This window comes from Gemella sanguinis ATCC 700632, from assembly GCF_000701685.1.
In the GTDB taxonomy this organism is placed as follows: Bacteria; Bacillota; Bacilli; order Staphylococcales; family Gemellaceae; genus Gemella; species Gemella sanguinis.
Window position 1 is genome coordinate 1 of record NZ_JNJO01000018.1, and the last position, 17,755, is coordinate 17,755.

Annotated in this window: 15 protein-coding genes and 1 pseudogene; 5 read left to right on the forward strand and 11 right to left on the reverse strand. The window is 29.4% G+C overall.

Annotated elements, in window-relative coordinates; genetic code table 11:
• The 6 genes and pseudogenes from T369_RS0106680 to nrdG form a co-directional block, all read right to left on the reverse strand.
• A pseudogene (locus T369_RS0106680) lies at window positions 1-241 on the reverse strand (IS5/IS1182 family transposase); the annotation flags it as partial.
• A gap of 130 nt (window positions 242-371) precedes the next feature.
• Complete coding sequence (locus T369_RS0106685) at window positions 372-725, reverse strand: YlbF family regulator (RefSeq protein WP_006363541.1); 354 nt, start codon at window positions 723-725, stop codon at window positions 372-374.
• Window positions 726-1,113: 388 nt separating this feature from the next.
• The gene (locus T369_RS0106690) at window positions 1,114-3,138 is read right to left on the reverse strand and encodes a glycosyltransferase family 39 protein (protein ID WP_006363543.1); all 2,025 of its coding nucleotides are present in this window, start codon (window positions 3,136-3,138) and stop codon (window positions 1,114-1,116) included.
• A gap of 2 nt (window positions 3,139-3,140) precedes the next feature.
• Complete coding sequence (locus T369_RS0106695) at window positions 3,141-4,142, reverse strand: glycosyltransferase family A protein (protein ID WP_031553369.1); 1,002 nt, start codon at window positions 4,140-4,142, stop codon at window positions 3,141-3,143.
• A gap of 165 nt (window positions 4,143-4,307) precedes the next feature.
• The gene (locus T369_RS0106700) at window positions 4,308-6,458 is read right to left on the reverse strand and encodes a YhgE/Pip domain-containing protein (protein WP_031553373.1); all 2,151 of its coding nucleotides are present in this window, start codon (window positions 6,456-6,458) and stop codon (window positions 4,308-4,310) included.
• Between the two features lie 99 nt (window positions 6,459-6,557).
• Window positions 6,558-7,112 (reverse strand): anaerobic ribonucleoside-triphosphate reductase activating protein, encoded by a 555-nt coding sequence (gene nrdG / locus T369_RS0106705; protein ID WP_031553377.1) that lies wholly within the window; start codon window positions 7,110-7,112, stop codon window positions 6,558-6,560.
• A 254-nt stretch (window positions 7,113-7,366) separates the two neighbouring features.
• Between nrdG and pcp the strand changes: the two genes are divergently transcribed.
• The 3 genes from pcp (at window position 7,367) to T369_RS0106720 (ending at window position 9,931) form a co-directional block, all read left to right on the forward strand.
• Window positions 7,367-8,014, forward strand: a complete 648-nt coding sequence (gene pcp / locus T369_RS0106710) for a pyroglutamyl-peptidase I (protein WP_031553382.1) — start codon at window positions 7,367-7,369, stop codon at window positions 8,012-8,014.
• Between the two features lie 114 nt (window positions 8,015-8,128).
• Window positions 8,129-8,533, forward strand: coding sequence for a MarR family winged helix-turn-helix transcriptional regulator (locus T369_RS0106715; RefSeq protein WP_031553385.1), 405 nt, complete (start codon window positions 8,129-8,131; stop codon window positions 8,531-8,533).
• Between the two features lie 21 nt (window positions 8,534-8,554).
• Window positions 8,555-9,931, forward strand: coding sequence for an MATE family efflux transporter (locus tag T369_RS0106720; protein ID WP_031553387.1), 1,377 nt, complete (start codon window positions 8,555-8,557; stop codon window positions 9,929-9,931).
• 40 nt (window positions 9,932-9,971) lie between these two features.
• Here T369_RS0106720 and srtB read toward each other — a convergent pair whose 3' ends face one another.
• From srtB to T369_RS0106735, 3 genes are read right to left on the reverse strand one after another with little or no spacing between them, the layout of a single operon-like run.
• Window positions 9,972-10,769 (reverse strand): class B sortase, LPKTxAVK-specific, encoded by a 798-nt coding sequence (gene srtB / locus T369_RS0106725; RefSeq protein WP_006363550.1) that lies wholly within the window; start codon window positions 10,767-10,769, stop codon window positions 9,972-9,974.
• Between the two features lie 26 nt (window positions 10,770-10,795).
• The gene (locus T369_RS0106730) at window positions 10,796-11,131 is read right to left on the reverse strand and encodes a YbjQ family protein (protein ID WP_031553391.1); all 336 of its coding nucleotides are present in this window, start codon (window positions 11,129-11,131) and stop codon (window positions 10,796-10,798) included.
• A 23-nt stretch (window positions 11,132-11,154) separates the two neighbouring features.
• Entirely contained in the window at window positions 11,155-12,144 is a 990-nt protein-coding gene (locus T369_RS0106735; protein ID WP_031553393.1) for a lipoate--protein ligase, read from the reverse strand.
• A 180-nt stretch (window positions 12,145-12,324) separates the two neighbouring features.
• Here T369_RS0106735 and trpS point away from each other — a divergent pair, with 180 nt between their 5' ends.
• Both trpS and T369_RS0106745 read left to right on the forward strand, forming a co-directional pair.
• Window positions 12,325-13,341, forward strand: a complete 1,017-nt coding sequence (gene trpS, locus T369_RS0106740) for a tryptophan--tRNA ligase (protein ID WP_006363553.1) — start codon at window positions 12,325-12,327, stop codon at window positions 13,339-13,341.
• A gap of 125 nt (window positions 13,342-13,466) precedes the next feature.
• Window positions 13,467-14,201 (forward strand): DNA/RNA non-specific endonuclease, encoded by a 735-nt coding sequence (locus T369_RS0106745; protein WP_006363554.1) that lies wholly within the window; start codon window positions 13,467-13,469, stop codon window positions 14,199-14,201.
• A gap of 50 nt (window positions 14,202-14,251) precedes the next feature.
• Here T369_RS0106745 and ppdK read toward each other — a convergent pair whose 3' ends face one another.
• Window positions 14,252-16,888: a pyruvate, phosphate dikinase gene (ppdK, locus tag T369_RS0106750; RefSeq protein WP_031553397.1), complete on the reverse strand. Its 2,637-nt coding sequence runs from the start codon at window positions 16,886-16,888 to the stop codon at window positions 14,252-14,254.
• 56 nt (window positions 16,889-16,944) lie between these two features.
• Window positions 16,945-17,754 (reverse strand): pyruvate, water dikinase regulatory protein, encoded by an 810-nt coding sequence (locus tag T369_RS0106755; protein ID WP_031553399.1) that lies wholly within the window; start codon window positions 17,752-17,754, stop codon window positions 16,945-16,947.
• Window position 17,755: the final 1 nt, after the last annotated feature.

Here is a 17,755-nt window from a genome sequence, read left to right on the forward strand (position 1 = left end):
TTATTGTTTCTCTCATAGATTTTATTCCATAAAAGTCTTTTAAAAATACCAGTTTAAATAATACAACAGGATCTAGACTATTTCTCCCTGTCGTATGGCTATAGTATTTTTCTGTTAAATCATAAATAAATTTAAAATCGATAGCTTTATCTACTTTTCTTAAAAAATGGTCTTTAGGTACTATTTCTGATAGTGTCATTAGTATTATTTCATCTTTTATATTTTCTACTTTATTAAACATACTAAAACCTCCTTTGTATACTTATATTATACCATTTTAAAGGTTTTATTTCAGTTAAAAAAAGGCTGTTGACCTATTTGTCAACAGCCTGATAAAAAAGAAGTTGATATAAACAACTTCTTTTTTATTATTATTTATTTCCATATTTTTCAAAAAGTTCGTCTAATGGTTTGTACATTACTTTATTTAAATCTTCAATTAAAAATTGTAATTTTTGTTGAGCTTGTACAAATTCTAAGAATTTAGCATTCCCCATTAATTTTTGTTGTATTTCTTCAAATACTGTTAACTCTTCTTCTGAAGGCTCATTCCCTGCTTGAGCACCTTCCATTAATTCTTTTTGTTTTGATACGAATTCAGTATATAACGCATTAGCTTCTTCATCTGCATATAATCCTTCAGAAGCTGCTACGGATGCTTTATATTCTGCACTTTCTCTTAATGCTCTTTCAAATTCATTTGCTTTATCATAGATGTTTGTCATAGTTTTAAACTCCTTATGTTTTGTTAGATTCATTATAACATAATTTTACCTTTTTTGACAAATATATATATATACCCTAAATATGGAGAAAGACCCATCTAAAGATGAGCCAATATATTATGAAAAAAATATTATTAAAGTTATGTTCTATACAATTATTATACTCAAAGAACTTTATATAAACTTAAAATTTTTTAATTTATTTTTTATAAAAAAGGAGAAAGGCTCACCTTTCGATGAGCCAGTATATTATGAAAAAAATATTATTAAAAGTTTTGTTCTATAATGTTATTATACTAAACTTACTTTAGTTAAACTTAATATTTTAAACAAACTTTACTTAAAATTTTTCATTTTTTCTCCAATTAAATAAGAATTTCTATATTTCTTAATACCACCATAGTTTTTTATATCTATGACCTATTTGTAACGACAAATCTTTTTTATTTTGATCTGCACCATTTATATAAAGTTTCCCAGCTTCGTACATATCTACCATCTCATTAGGTACACTAGAAATAACAATACTTCCATTATTATCACTTTCTATTTGAGAGAACTTCACGCTATAGTCTCCTGCCGGTAAGTCATCAAAGTACCAACGTAATGTATAGGTTTGAAGAGGAATTTCCCAATATAATTCACGATATATAAATTCATGCTCTCTAACTACTTGATTAGTTTTCTTATCTATTATTTCTACTTTATATTTAGAATTATTTTTCTCATCATATGAGGAAATATATCCACGAATATAGTTAAAACTTCTTGTAGCTTTAAATGTTTGTTCTACTTCAGTATCTCTATTTACTCTTACGATTCCATCTCTTAAATAATTATCAGTGGCATAAATACTAATACCATTAATAACACGTGAATCATAGTCTAAATTCATTGAGTAAGAAGGTCGTAAGAAGCTATCACTTCCTATTTGAAGTGCAAAAACAACTCCAAAAGCTATAAATAGTTTTTTCTTATATTTATCAAATATTGTTACTTCATATCGTTCTGCAAAAAGTATTAATCCTTTTGCACCTAAAATAAAGATAATAGGCATCCAAGCATAGACATATCTAGGTTTAGCTTCCCATATTAAATGGAACATAAATACCCCAAAAATAATTATTTGGAATAGGAAGCAAGACGTAATATATTCTTTTCTGCGTTTATATATATAATAAACCATTCCAAATAGAATTGCTACATACATCATTTGAGAAATATAAACAATAAAACTATTATTACTTCCATAGAATAATTGCCATAAGAATCCATCTCCATCTCTTAATGCACGAGTACCATTTGTATAATTTATTGTACCGTCACTCCAATTTCCTCGAATCTTAAGCACTACCATTAGTAAGTTTAAGAAAATTGGTCTGTGTGTTAAACGATTAAAGAATAATCCTAAATCATCTGCTGCTTTATTTTGACTAAGATAAGTATATTGGAAGTCCTGCCAGTTGTAACTACCACCTTGTATACTCATCCCCATCATAACCCAGTGTAGCATTGGGAATCTATATCCATCATCTTGTATAAATCCGTAGTGATCCCACAGCATACTAAAACCTTTACCAAAGGCAATAAACGCTATACCGAATGTAACAAGTAATATAAGCAAATTCCTATACCACTTGAAAAATAATAAATATATAATTAATGCTGGAATAATAATTATTATATTAGATCTTAGATTCCAACCAAATGCAACTATTATAGCTACCGCCATAATATGCTTAGTTCTAAAAATAAAACTTCCATCAGATGGAATAAGCACATATATAATGAGTGCTACTAGCACTACCATTAAGCTATCTGAATAATAGAATAAGCTATACATTTGAAACGGAATATACACTAGCATTAATCCTAAAATAATTGTTTGTTTTTGTTTACTAAGTAACTTCCCTGCTGTTTTATATGTTAAATACATAGTAAGTGAAGTAATAGCAAAACAAAATATGTGTAAAGCCCAAACTTCTGATATATGAAGATAATTCGCAATACGATATAGCCAATATAGAATAATCGTAGGATTAATATTATTTGGATAAACTAGGAAATATCTTTCTCCTGAAAACTTACCATAATTCAGCATATAATGTGCTTCATTTTCTATTTCAGCACCATCTGAAAAGTTTAATGTATCCATCGATAATATTATTGCTTGGAAGATTAAATACAAAACAACAATTATACGATTATATTTCTTTAAACCTTGTTCTTCAGTTGCTAAAATCTTCTTTACTGCATAAATAAACAGGATAAATACCACTGGCACACCAAGTAAAAGTGCCAATGGATTTAATATACGCTCATAAACAAAAGGTGCTACATATGCCCATATTAATGCAACTGCAAATAATGAAATAAAAGCATATGAAAATACATTATGTAATATTCTCCTCATAACTACTGTCTATCCTTTCTATTCAAGTTATTAGCAAATAAAATTGGTGACATAGCTATCATTGCTCTATTCATAAAAGTATCACTAGCAAAGTAATCTTTTTTAGATTTAATTAATTCTATTAATTCTGTTTCATCTTCTATATTATTACTTATTCTTAGCACATCGAAAAGTAAATAACCACATAATAGATTTAGTGAAGTTTCATATTTTTTGCCAACTTTAAACTCTTCTATTTTTTCAGTTGCAGTCATTATTCGACGAACTGATGCATCTATCATTGCTTGGTTTCGCACAGTTTTATCATCACTAAGCTCTTTATATCCCATTCTTGCTCTTTGACACACTTTTGTAGCTTGATCAAAAGCTTTTAATTTAAAATATAAATTTTCTAAAGAAAGCATGTCTTCTTGGAATTTTAAATTATATACATCTAAGAATTTTTTCTTAAATAAACATGACGTTAGATTGTAATCTAAATCACTTTTAAATCGTGTTATTTCTTCTTCTAAGTACTCTATCCCAGTGACTACTTTCTCTTGTAAAAAGCAAGTATACCCCTCACGAGTAAGTATTGATATATCTAGATTTTTTTCTTCAGCAAACGAATATAAACTTTCTAGATAATTACTTCTTAATCTTACATTTTCTTCAACAAATACAATATAGTCACCCTTAGCAAATTCTAATGCACAGTTCTTTGCTGATGAGTTAGACCCCAATTGCTTTTTAATATAATTAATCTTTCTATTATCATTAATTGCAACAAATTCTTCAATTTCAAATGTTGAAGAATCATCAACAATAATAACTTCAAAATCCATAAAAGTCTGTCTAAATAAATCCTTAAGTATTTTACTTAAGTGATTAAGGTTTCTAAATGCCGCTAATACGACTGTAATTTTAGTTTTACTTGTTGTTTTAATTTTTTTTATTAAAATTTCATTCCCCAAAAGCATAGTATCTAAAAATATGTCTTTGGTTCTATCTAATGTTTTTGCCATAATTTTTCCTCTAATGTTTTAAGGTTTATATTCTAATAATTATAACATAAATCTTTTTAAATTTCATTTATCAACAAAAAAACTATCTTAAAAGAATAAGTTTAATTTACTCTTTTAAGATAGTTCTATTAATTTTATATTTCCCTATTTATTTTATTATTAATATTATAAAAATAGTTTAGATCTTTCTCTTTCTCTACTTAATTTAGCAGAACGTGCTTTTAAGCTAACTAAGATAGCTCCACCTACTAAAGTAATAACTAGATATGTTAATAATATCTTCATATCACGATTAACTGCAGGTATATAAACCCCACCTACAGCCTCTCTAAGTAAGCTTATCGAATATGTAAATGGAACTTTAGGATATAGGGCCTGGAAGAAACTAGATGTCATCTGTATCGGGAATGTTCCTCCTGAACTACCAATTTGAAGTACTAATAAAATAATACATACTGCTTTACCTACATTTCCTAATAAGCATACTGTTGTATATATAATCGCTGAGAATAATAACGAAATCAGCAGTGCATATATCACAAATCTATATGGTGAATTCGCCTGAGTTCCTAGTAAATACATATCCCCCAGAGTTATTATTAATGTTTGTAATAATGAAATTATCATAAACAATAAACCACGCCCAAAATATTTTTGATATGGCTTATATCTATTTTCTTCATCCTCTACTTTAGTTGTAAGTAAAGAAGACATTAATAATGCACCTACCCAAATAGATAGTACCGTATAAAACGGAGTCATAGCTGAACCATAGTTTTTAATATGGTATAACTGATTTTCTTTAAGCTGTACTGGATTTGCAAAAAACTCTGCTTGTTGTTTATAGTCAACTTTCAATAAATTAAATAGTGCATTAGTATCAATTTCACCATCAGCCTTATTTACAATACCGGTTAGTTTCTGTACCTTTTCTTTAATTTCTGGCATTTCACCTTGCAGTTTTAGTAATTTCCCTTGAGCAATTTTAATCTTGACTTCTGCTTCACTAATTTTTGCATTTATTGTTGGTATTTGAGCTTGAGCTCGAGATATAACACTACTTACATTTCTTATTTTTGAATCTGCATTAGTAAGTACTCGTTTAATAAGTGGTGCTACTCCTGTATTAAGTTTTTTCTTGAAATCAATTGAGTTATTATTAACTCTTTTTGCTGCTGTTAAGAAATCAGCTTTTACTTTAGTAGAAATTGCATCATAATTATCGATATTACTGTATATTTTTTTATTTAATGTACGTAATTTAGTTATATCACTTTCCATAGTATTTATCTTCGTCAACTGCTTCTGGAAAAGATTTTGATCTGATAACGAATTAAGATATTCAAAAATATCTTTTGCTATATCTAACCTTTTTTCTGCAGCCTCAAGCCTACTATCTAATGATTTCATTCGAGCTTTTGCCTCTTCAGGATTAGTTGGTTTCTTTTGTATTAGCTCCGCTACTTTAACAACTTCTCCTGATATTTCTATTACTTTATCTAATTGAGTATTAATATTTTTAAGCATTATTTCATTGAAATTCTCAACATTTTTAATAGTGACATTTGTTTTATTAGCAAGCATTATACTATTAGTGGCTGCTCTATCTATTTCTGGTAAAGTTCCCTGTATAGTATTTAAAACATTATAACCTCGATCTACTTTACCAATTAGCTCATTTAATGAATTTTCATAATTTGTAAAGTTATCATTTAAATGATTAATTTTTTCTTTAACTTGCTCAATAGCCGGAAGGTTTTCCTCGAATTTAACTCCCGCTTCATGTAATTTTTCAAAAATAACACCATTTGCAACTTCTACAAAGTTCTTCCCAATCGTATTAGCTAAGGCTGAAGCACCACTATTAGTAATTTTTGGACTAATAGCATTTATTTTTTCATTAACTGTATATTCTATTGTAGCCTTTTTAAGTTCTCCACGTGTAATAGAAGTGATGTCCGAACTAAAACTTTTAGGAATTACGATACTCGCATAATAATCTCCAATTTTAACTCCATCTTCCGCCTGTTGTCTTGAAGAAACAAATTGCCAATCTAAATTTTTATTACCTTTTAAATTAGTTATTAAGCTTTCTCCTAAATTAACACTTTTCCCTTCTACAGTTGCACCTTCATCTTCAGAAATAACAGCCACTTTTATATTATTTGTATGACTATATGGATCCCAAGATGACAGAATATTTGGCCATGCATACATAGATGGTAAAAATATTAATCCTACTATTATTATCCATGTGTTTACTTTACGAAAAATTTCCTTTATATCACTTTTGAAAATTTCAAAAATTTGTTTCAAAACAAAGACTCCTTTCATTTATTCAATAAAAACGAAAAATTAGGGATACCCATTATCCCTAATTATGCATACTAAAAAATTCTATCAAAAAAGTATTTTTTAGTCAAGATATAAAACTACATTGTCTATTGTTGATTTTTTTATATCTATTATACGTTGGTTACTACTCCCTCTAAATTTCAAACTTAAATCTTTCAAAAATATCATAAATGGGCCATCTACTAATACATCACAAAGACTTAATAACTTCTTTTTATCTTCACTGCTTCTTAGTAGTTGTTCATACGTATATCCACTATAAACCCAAATATCTTTTTCATTACCAAACTCTCTTCTAACACGCTCTGCCAATTGTATAGCAACTTGTGTATTTAAAAAGGGTTCTCCTCCTAGAAGAGTTAATCCCTGTACATAAGAATTTCCTAAATCTTCTATAATCTTATCTTCTAATTCCATTGTATAAGGTTTTCCAGCATTAAAATTTTGAATACTTTCATTAAAACACTCTTTGCAGGCAAACAAACATCCACTTAGATATATTGAGCACCTTACCCCTTCTCCATCTACAAATTGAAATGGCTTATAATCTGCATATTTCATTTTAGAAAAAGTACTTGAAAGCCATGTTTCTTGAGGATCTTTAAAAGTTTTCATCTTGCAATTATGCTGTAAATTGTTTTCCTTATTATTACTGTATTCCGATTTATCAATTGTACTAATAATTGTCCTTAATTTTTCTTCTCTTGACACTTCCCTCACCTCTATCATTTATAATAACATTTTTAAAATTCATTTACAATTTAAAGTAAAGTAATTTATAAAAAAGTTTAATTTATATTTAAATTATTTTAAAAATAGCATATAATAAATATATTATTTATTAGTTTTATGAAAAGAGGTTTATTAGTATGAAAGTTTTAATAACGGGTTTTGATAGTTTTGGAAATGAAACCATCAATCCTTCAAATCTTGCAGTAAATTCCCTACCAGACAGTATAGGTGATATAATCATAAAAAAAGTCACAATACCTACTATTTTCAAGAAAAGCTCTAAGGTTTTGGAAAAGTATATAGCAGAGTTTTCCCCAAATATCGTTATTTGTGTTGGTCAAGCTGGCGGTAGAGATAAAATTACTATTGAGCGTGTAGCTATTAATATTGATGATGCAAGAATCCCAGATAATGATAATAACTCTCCTATTGATGAAAAAATACGTCAAGATGGAGAAAATGCATATTTTTCATCTCTTCCTATAAAAGCAATAGTTGAAACACTAATTAATAATAATATTCCTGCAGCAATTTCCAATACAGCAGGTACATTTGTTTGTAATCATATTATGTATGAAAGTTTATATTTATCTAATACTAAATACACTGATATAGAAACAGGCTTTATTCATATACCTTTTATTAAAGAGCAAATTAAAGATAAACCAAATACTCCTTTTATGGATTTGGAAATTATTGTCTCAGCATTAAAACATATTATTGTTACATCTGCTGAATACTATAAAAAGAATGATATAAAAATTACTGGTGGAAAAGAACACTAATTATTAATAATTTAAAAGAGTTTATTTCATAAAAATTTACTCTTTTTTTATTGACATAATAGTATACTAAGTATACAATATATAAGGTATATTAATTAAGGAGAAAAAAAATATATGTTAAAAGATTCATTAGGTCATAAACTTATAACAATCCTTGAAACAATGAGAAATTATACAAAAGCACCACTAGAGAAGCTTGGTATAACTCATGGTCATTTCATTACATTATTATATATTTCAGAAAATGAAGGTTTAACACAAGCGCAACTCGCTGAAACACATAGAAAAGATCGCAATATAGTTAGTAGAAACATAGATGTATTAGAAGAAAAAGGTTTTGTAATAAGAAAACGTGGAATAACAGATAGACGTTCTTTTACTATACACTTAACTGACTTGGGACATTCTGTAGTTTCTACACATAAAGATTTAATAAAAGAAGGTGAACAAGAAGCATTAAGAAATCTATCAAAAGATGAAATATCTATATTCTATTCACTTTTAAACAAGATCGCTTAATTAACTTTGGAGGAGAATTTTATGAATGAATCAACGGTACAAAATCCACTTGGAACAAAATCCGTAAAAAAATTGCTTATATCACTAGCATGGCCTGCTATTACAGCTAATATAATTAATGCACTTTATAGCATTGTTGACCAAATATTTATAGGTCAAGGGGTCGGATATTTAGGTAACGCTGCAACAAATATCGCTTTCCCTATTACTACTATATGTCTTGCTATTGGTCTTACAATTGGTATAGGAGCTGCAGCAAATTTCAATTTAGAATTAGGACGAGGTAATCCTGAGAAAGCTAAATCTGTTGTTGGAACATCTGTTAGTTCTCTATTTCTAATTGGAATAATTTTAACAATACTGGTTCAAATATTTTTAGAACCACTTATGTATGCATTTGGATCAACTGATGAAATATTAGAATATGCAAAAACTTTTGCAGGGATAACTTCATTAGGTATTCCATTCTTATTAATTTCGATTAGTACCAACCCTATTGTTCGTTCTGACAATAGTCCAAAATATTCGATGTTCGGAATAGTTTTTGGAGCAGTCTTAAATATGATTTTAAATCCAATATTTATTTTTGGTTTTAAATGGGGAATCGCAGGTTCAGCATGGGCAACAGTAATAAGTCAATTTTTATCTGCTGTTATTCTACTATTCTACTTCCCTAAATTCAAAAGTGTTAAATTTAAAAAGGAAGATTTTATACCCAAATTTTCACTTTTAAAAATAGCAATATCTCTTGGAATGACATCATTTGTATTCCAAGGTTCAAATATGATTATTCAAGTAGTAACAAATAATTTACTGAACATATACGGGTCTGAAAGTGTATATGGAAATGATATTCCTATAGCTGTAGCTGGAATTGTTGCTAAAATTAATATAATATTTATTTCTATAATAATAGGACTTGTACAAGGAGCTCAACCTATTTTTGGTTTTAACTACGGTGCTAAAAAATATGAACGTGTGCGTGAAACTATGCGTTATATGATGAAATATGCAATAATTATATCTGTAGTGTTCTTTATAATATTCGAAGCATTCCCTAAACAAATAGTTTCTGTATTTGGTAATGGTAATGATCTATACTTTGAATTTGCAGTTAAATATATGAGATTTTTCTTACTATTTACCTTTATTAACGGTATTCAAATCTCAAGTTCAACATTCTTTGCTGCAATTGGAAAACCAAAAATCGGTGTTACAATAGCCTTAGCAAAACAAATAGTAATTCTATTACCAATGCTACTTGTTTTATCTCATATGTTTGGATTAAATGGAATCATTTATGCTACACCTATTACCGATATTTGTGCATTCTCAGTTTCATTATTCTTCTTAACTAGAGAATTTAGAACTATGCCAAAAAATAATATAACTGTATAATAAAAAAATCTTATGACACAAAAGGTCATAAGATTTTTTATTATCTTTTTGCTACATATTTTAATTCATCTTTATGTTTTGCTAAAAAGTCATCCATTTCTTTGTCTGGAATTTGACGTAGATATAGATTAGCTCTTATTGTTTCATCTTCCTCGCGACAAGTTGATAATACTACGTACTTGTCATCTCCTCTTAGTTCAACATTATTATTTTTAGTTTTAGCATCTTTTTTAACATCTGTTAATTGTTTTAAGAAATCTTCATCATTTTCAAAATCTATACGATAAAATGAGGTTGTTTCAGGTACAATAGTTAAAAATGCCGCTTCATAGTAATATTTTCTCTCAGGAGTTTCAATAACAACATATTTATGGCTATCCAAATACTCTTGCTTATCATAGTAGTTTACATCATTAAACATACGATGATCATTTAATTTGCTTCCACGTGCATGTCCAAATAGCCATGTTAATCTATCTTTAAAATCTTTTTTATTGTCCATGTCCATAAATACAGTACCTAAAAATGGAACATTTCCACCTTCAAAAGTCTTATTTAGATATGTTTCATTATCATTAGTTTGAACAACTGGTTCATCTAAATCAGTACCCGGAGCATAAATATACCCAACTACTTCCTTATTCGTTTTTGATAAATCTGAAAAACGTTTTGATAAATAATCTTTTTCTTCTTGACTTACTTTATATGTAACTTCAGTAGAATTTTGAGTAGTACTTGTTTTACTACTACAACCAGATACAAATACCACAGAAGTTACTAATGCTATAGTTAAAAGTAAGACAGAAAAAATCTTTTTAAAATTAAATATATTTTTCATTTAATTATTTCCTCTATATTATATTATTAATTGTATTTTTGTTTTACTACTACCGCTGTTCCTGTAGCTGTAACTAAAAACATATTGTCACCATCGCTTCCAAGGGCATCAAAATCAATTCTAACTCCGATAACAGCATTAGCGCCCATCTCCTCTGCACGAGCTTCTAACTGTTTTAAAGCTTCAGCTCTTGCTTGAATAATTTCATCTTCGTACCCTTTGATTCTTCCACCAAAAAGGTTTCGAATACCTGCTCCAATATCTTTTACAACATTAATTCCTGCTACTACTTCTCCAGTAGCAAGGCCTCTATATTCTACAGTTTCCATTCCTGGTACATCTTGTATTGTTGTTATAATCATAATTTTATCTTCCTTAATTAATATTAATCTACAAGTATATCTACTACCTCATCTAAAGTAGCTCCTAAGAAGTATGAGTTAATATCAACTTGTTCTAATACTTTCTTAATGTCTTCTTTTTGATATTTTACTCCAACTAATTTCTTAGCTATATCTTCTACATCCATAACACCAAAGAAGTCTCCATAGAATTTAATGTTAGAAATTACACCATGTTCCACCAAGATATTAGCTTCAATTTTACCTGTTTTAAGTCTTCTATTACGTTTAATATTAAAGTCTGGGTTTTTACCATATACCCAATCCCAAGAATTATTTCTTTCTTCTTGGATTGCTAAAATGGCTTCTTCATCTTCTTTTGTAGCTACAAAATCAGTCATTTCATATTTTTCACTCATATATTTTTTAAGTGCTGCTACGAAGTCAAGAACTGTCATATCTTGGTTTGGTAAATGTTCTTTAATATTAGTTACACGTGAACGAACTGATTTAATACCTTTTGACTCAATTTTGTCTTTAGATACTTTTAACGCATCTGCAAGAACTGTTGTATCAACATCAAACATTAAACAACCGTGGTGCATAATTCTTCCAGAACGAACATACTGTGCATTACCACAGAATTTTCTTCCATCAATTTCTAAGTCATTACGACCTGTGAATTCTGCTTTAACACCTAGAGAAGCCAATGCATCAATTACTGGTTGAGAGAATGATTTAAAGTCGAATTCTTCTCCGCTTCTACCATTTGAAATGATAGTATAGTTTAAGTTGTTTAAATCATGATAAACTGCTCCTCCTCCACTTACACGGCGAACAATTTTTATTCCGTTATCATCACAGAATTTTTGGTTAACTTCTTCTCTTGTATTTTGGTTTTTACCAACAACAATACATGGTTCGTTAATCCATAACATAAAAACATCGTCTTTTTTTGCTAATTCATTAAAAGCATATAACTCCAATGCAGTATTATAGCGTGGGTCATTACTTTTTGATTCAATATATATCATATTAATCTCCTTAATTAATAAACTTATTTCTTAATATATATATTATAATACAAAATTCAATTTTTCTAAACAAAAAAACATAGAAAATAAAATTTTTAAACCTATTCAAACAAACTTTTCTAAATATATGTTATAATTAAGAGAAAAACAAAATTTTACATTGAAGGAGTTTACTCACTTATGTCAAAAATTATTTTAACTGGAGATAGACCTACGGGAAAACTACATTTAGGACACTATGTTGGTTCTTTAAAAAATCGTGTAGCTCTACAAAATGAAGAAGATACAGAAATATTTGTTATGATTGCCGATCAACAAGCACTTACTGATAATGCTGATAACCCTGGTAAAGTTATAGAAAATATTACAGAAGTAGCACTTGATTATCTTGCAGTTGGGCTTGATCCATCAAGAACTACAATATTTATTCAATCACAAATACCACAATTAGCTGAATTAAATATGTATTATCTAAACTTAGTAACAGTTTCTAGACTACACCGTAATCCTACGGTAAAACAAGAAATCAATGATAAAAAATTTGGAGAAAGTATCCCTGCAGGATTTTTCACTTATCCTGTAAGTCAAGCAGCAGACATTACAGCTTTTAAAGCTACACATGTACCTGTTGGTGAAGACCAAAAACCAATGCTTGAACAAACACGTGAAATAGTACGTGACTTTAATAGAATTTATAATAAAGATGTTCTTGTCTTACCAGAAATCATTCTTCCTCCTAAAGATCATGCTCGTCTAGTTGGTATAGATGGAAAAGGAAAAATGAGTAAGAGTCTTAATAATGGTATATACTTAGGGGATAGTGAAAAAGATATCAAAGATAAAGTAATGAAAATGTACACTGACCCTAACCATATTCGTGTAGAAGATCCAGGACAAGTAGAAGGAAATGTAGTATTTAAATACCTTGATATTTTCGATCCACGTACTGATGAAGTAGCTGAATTAAAAGAACATTATTCTCGCGGTGGTCTTGGAGATGTTAAGTTAAAAAAACGTCTTAACGAAGTTATGCAAGAGTTCCTTCGTCCAATTAGAGAACGTCGTGAAGAATTTGCGAAAGATAAAGCAGAAGTTTATAATATGCTTAAAGCGGGAAGTGAAAAAGCAGAAAGCGTAGCTGCTTCTACCCTAGATGAAGTAAAAGATGCTATGGGTATCAATTATTTTAAGAAATAAAAAATTTAATAAACATTTTTTAGAAGTATATTTCTTCTAAATTACTAATTAGAGCGACTAGACAATATTGTTAAAATTATTTGTAAGTCGCTCTCTTATCTGTAAAAATTTTATAAGGAGGCTTTATGGCTAAAAGAAAAAAACAACAAATTTCACTATTTACAATTGTTTCTATTATATTAGTTATTGTAGCTGCTTTTGCAATTACATATTACACCACTAATAAATCATCAAGTAAAACAACATTTTCTAATGTTTCATCTATTCCACAAGATGTACTAAACTCATTATCTGCACCAAGCGAGAGTGAAGCATCTGATAGCAATCAATATAAAGTATTAAATAATAACACACCATATTTTACTAAAGATGATTTATCTACAAAATCTTACGAAAGCTATAGTGATTTAGATAGTTTAAAACGTGTAGGTCAAGCAAATGCTATTATAGGTACAGATCTTATGCCTAATGAAAAACGTTCTGAAATCTTTCATGTTCGCCCTAGCGGATGGCAAAGCAATAAAGGAACTCACGTATATGATCGTTCGCACTTAATAGCCTTCCAACTAGCAGGTGAAAATGATAATGAGAAAAATCTTATGACTGGTACAAGATTTATGAATCTAAATATGATTCCTTTTGAAAATCAAGTTGCCGATTATGTGAAAAAGACAAATAAACATGTTCGTTACAGAGTAACACCAGTATTTAAAGATAAAGACCTTGTAGCTCAAGGAGTTATTATGGAAGCTATGTCTGTTGAAGATAATGGAGCAAGTGTTAAATACAATGTATTTATCTACAACTACCAAAAAGGTGTTACAATCGATTATAAAACTGGAAAATATACAGTAAAATAAAAAAGTAGACCTCACGGTTAATATAGCCTTGAGGTCCTTTTATTTATAAGTTATTTTGTTGAAGCTCCTTCAACTTCTCCAATAGCTGCTTTAGCTGCAGCAATTCGAGCAATTATTACTCGGTACGGAGAACATGATACATATCCTAAGCCTAACTTAGAACATAATAGGATAGATTTTTCATCTCCACCGTGTTCACCACAAATTCCTAGTTTAATTCCAGGTTTTACTGCTCTTGCTTTATCAACTGCGATATGCATTAACTCTAATACTCCACTTTCATCTAAATGTACGAATGGATCAGATTCTAAGATATTTTTCTTTTTATAAATATCAATAAATTTTTCTGCATCATCACGTGAATATCCGAAAGTTAATTGAGTTAAGTCATTTGTACCAAAGCTGAAGAAGTCAGCATGTTTAGCTATTCTATCAGCTATTATACAAGCTCTAGGAATCTCTATCATTGTTCCTACTTTGTAGTTGAATTCAGCATTATATAGGTGGATTTCTCTTTCTACTAAGTCAACAATTTGTTCTCTTAGTACTGATAACTCATTTTCAAGTCCAACAAGAGGAATCATGATTTCAACATTTACTACTATTCCTTCTTTTCTAGCTCTTATTGCAGCTGAGCTAATAGCTTTAGCTTGCATTAAGTAGATTTCAGGATATGTAACACCTAAGCGACAACCACGGTGTCCCATCATTGGGTTGAATTCTGCAATACTTGTAATTTTAGCTTTTAACTGCTCTACAGTTACTCCGACTTCTTCGGCAATAATAGCTATAGTTTTATCATCTCTTGGTAGGAATTCATGTAGAGGCGGATCTAATAATCTTATATTAACAGATTTTCCTTCTGCTGCTTTGAAGATTTTGTAGAAATCATCACTTTGAATAGGCTGTAATCTTTCTAAGAATTTAACCCTTTCTTTTGTATCCGCAGCTAAAATCATTTTTCTTACAAGACTAATTCTATCTTCTTCGAAGAACATATGCTCTGTTCTACATAATCCTATTCCCTCTGCTCCGAAATCAAATGCTACTTTAGCATCAATTTCATTATCAGCATTCGCAAATACTTTCATTTCTCTAATTTCATCTGCCCAAGATAATAATTTCTTGAATCTATCACTGAACTGTGCGTCTACTTTATTAACTTCGCCTAAGTATACTTTACCACTACTTCCATCTACAGAAATAGTATCACCTTCTCTAAGTACTACGTCAGATACTTTCAATGTTTTTTCTTTGTAATCAATTATCATGTTTTGACAACCACATACACAACATTTACCCATACCACGAGCTACTACTGCTGCGTGAGAAGTCATACCACCACGTAATGTAACAATACCTTGAGAACTTACCATTCCTTCAATATCTTCTGGAGATGTTTCTTCCCTAACTAACACTACTGGATGTGACTTAGCCGCTTCTACAGCCTCTTGTGCAGTAAAGTAAATTTTACCTACTGCAGCACCAGGAGAAGCTGCTAACCCTTGTGTTAATTGTTTTGCTTCTTTTAACGATTTTTCTTCAAATGTAGCATGTAAAAGTTTATTAATTTCTTCAGTACCAATTCTTAAAATAGCTTCTTCTTTAGTAATTATCCCCTCTTCTACTAATGAAACAGCTACTTCTACTACTGCATTCGGTGTTCTCTTAGCATTACGAGTTTGAAGTATATATAATTTTCCATCTTCTATAGTAAACTCAATATCTTGCATATCTTTATAGTGATGTTCTAATTTTTTAGAAATTTCCACAAACTCTTTATATAAGTGCGGCATATCTTCTTCTAATACACTTATATTTTTTGGTGTTCTTATACCTGCTACTACATCTTCACCTTGTGCATTAATTAAGTACTCTCCGAATAACTTATCTTCACCAGTTACAGGGTTTCTACTGAATGAAACACCTGTACCACAGTTATCTCCCATATTCCCGAATACCATTGCTTGAATGTTTACTGCTGTACCTAATTTGTCACTAATATTGTGTAGTCTTCTATATACTTTTGCACGGTTATTATTCCATGATTTGAATACAGCTTCTACAGCTAACATAAGTTGTTCTTTTACGCTCATTGGGAATTCACGACCAACTTCTTTTCTATAGATAGCTTTAAATTCTTCAACAACTTTGAATAAATCTTTTTCATTCATATCGCTGTCTTGAGCATATCCATTAGCTTCTTTTACTCTAGTTAGAACTTCTTCAAATTTATATTTTTCAACATTCATTACAACATCAGAAAACATTTGAATAAAACGACGATAGCTATCATAAGCAAAACGATAGTTGTTATTTTTCTTAGCTAATACTATAGTAGTTTCATCATTCAATCCTAAGTTTAAAACAGTATCCATCATACCTGGCATTGAATAAACAGCACCACTACGTACTGATACTAAAAGTGGATTTTCTAAACTACCAAGTTTTTTACCCATTGTTTTTTCAAGTATTTCTAATTGTTCATTTATCTGTTTTAAAATTTCAGGTTTAATTCTTTCACCATTTTCATAGTAACTGTTACAGCTTTCAGTTGTAATGGTAAAACCAGGAGGAACATTAATACCTAAACTTTGCATTTCTGCTAGGTTTGCTCCCTTTCCTCCTAATAAAGATCTCATATCTTTATTACCTTCACTAAAATTATAAACATATTTTTTTGACATTTTTCTTCCCCCATTAATATTTAATTTTTTTCGTCTTTTTATAATATATAATTTGTTTAAACCTCTAAACCGCGTTCCCTCATTATATTAATAATAATTTCAGCAGTTTCTTCTATTGCCTTATTCTGTACATCTATTACAGGGCAACCAATTTTTTCCATAATCTCCAAAGCATACTCTAACTCCTCAAAAATTTGAAGTTCGTCAGTATAATCTGTCCCTTGATCAACACCAAGTGTTCTAAGTCTTTGCTCCCTTAATTTGTTTAGTTGTTCAACAGAGTTTGTTAAACCAATAATTTTTCTTTTTACTTCATATAGTTGTTCAGGTAAAATTAAATCTTGTACAATTGGTACATTCATTACCTTAATATTTCTATTAGCTAAGTATAAACTTAGTGGTGTCTTTGATGTTCTTGATACTCCTAGAATTACTACATCAGCTTCTTTTAAGCCGTTAATATCTTTCCCATCATCATATTTAACAGCAAATTCTATAGCATCAACACGTTTGAAGTATTCAGCTCCCATTTTTCTTATTAATCCAGGGTTATTTTCTGGTTTAACTTCTAATTTCTCTTCAAAAACATTTAACATTCCACTAAGTAAATCAATTACTTTTACCCCTTTTTCTTCAGCAATTCTCTTAGTGTACTCAGCTAACTCCCTATCTACTAATGTTTGTACAATTACATCATCTTTTTCTATATTCTCCACTATAGATTCAATTCTCTCTTTTGTGCTAACATTAGAATTTTTTAAAATCTTATATCTCGCATCCGAATAAGAAAACTGTACTAAAGCTGCATTTACAACATCTTTTGCAGTATTTCCTATCGAATCGGATATTATATGTACAGTTAACATC

What these genes read in the sequence shown, in the direction of transcription:
- trpS (WP_006363553.1), top strand. Translation starts at nt 12,325, where the DNA reads ATGTCAAAAATTATTTTAACTGGAGATAGACCTACGGGAAAACTACAT.
- nrdG (WP_031553377.1), bottom strand. Translation starts at nt 7,112, where the DNA reads ATGAAAACTTTTAAAGATCCTCAAGAAACATGGCTTTCAAGTACTTTT.
- T369_RS0106730 (WP_031553391.1), bottom strand. Translation starts at nt 11,131, where the DNA reads ATGATTATAACAACAATACAAGATGTACCAGGAATGGAAACTGTAGAA.
- srtB (WP_006363550.1), bottom strand. Translation starts at nt 10,769, where the DNA reads ATGAAAAATATATTTAATTTTAAAAAGATTTTTTCTGTCTTACTTTTA.
- T369_RS0106690 (WP_006363543.1), bottom strand. Translation starts at nt 3,138, where the DNA reads ATGAGGAGAATATTACATAATGTATTTTCATATGCTTTTATTTCATTA.
- T369_RS0106685 (WP_006363541.1), bottom strand. Translation starts at nt 725, where the DNA reads ATGACAAACATCTATGATAAAGCAAATGAATTTGAAAGAGCATTAAGA.
- ppdK (WP_031553397.1), bottom strand. Translation starts at nt 16,888, where the DNA reads ATGTCAAAAAAATATGTTTATAATTTTAGTGAAGGTAATAAAGATATG.
- T369_RS0106715 (WP_031553385.1), top strand. Translation starts at nt 8,129, where the DNA reads ATGTTAAAAGATTCATTAGGTCATAAACTTATAACAATCCTTGAAACA.
- pcp (WP_031553382.1), top strand. Translation starts at nt 7,367, where the DNA reads ATGAAAGTTTTAATAACGGGTTTTGATAGTTTTGGAAATGAAACCATC.
- T369_RS0106755 (WP_031553399.1), bottom strand. Translation starts at nt 17,754, where the DNA reads ATGTTAACTGTACATATAATATCCGATTCGATAGGAAATACTGCAAAA.
- T369_RS0106720 (WP_031553387.1), top strand. Translation starts at nt 8,555, where the DNA reads ATGAATGAATCAACGGTACAAAATCCACTTGGAACAAAATCCGTAAAA.
- T369_RS0106745 (WP_006363554.1), top strand. Translation starts at nt 13,467, where the DNA reads ATGGCTAAAAGAAAAAAACAACAAATTTCACTATTTACAATTGTTTCT.
- T369_RS0106735 (WP_031553393.1), bottom strand. Translation starts at nt 12,144, where the DNA reads ATGATATATATTGAATCAAAAAGTAATGACCCACGCTATAATACTGCA.
- T369_RS0106695 (WP_031553369.1), bottom strand. Translation starts at nt 4,142, where the DNA reads ATGGCAAAAACATTAGATAGAACCAAAGACATATTTTTAGATACTATG.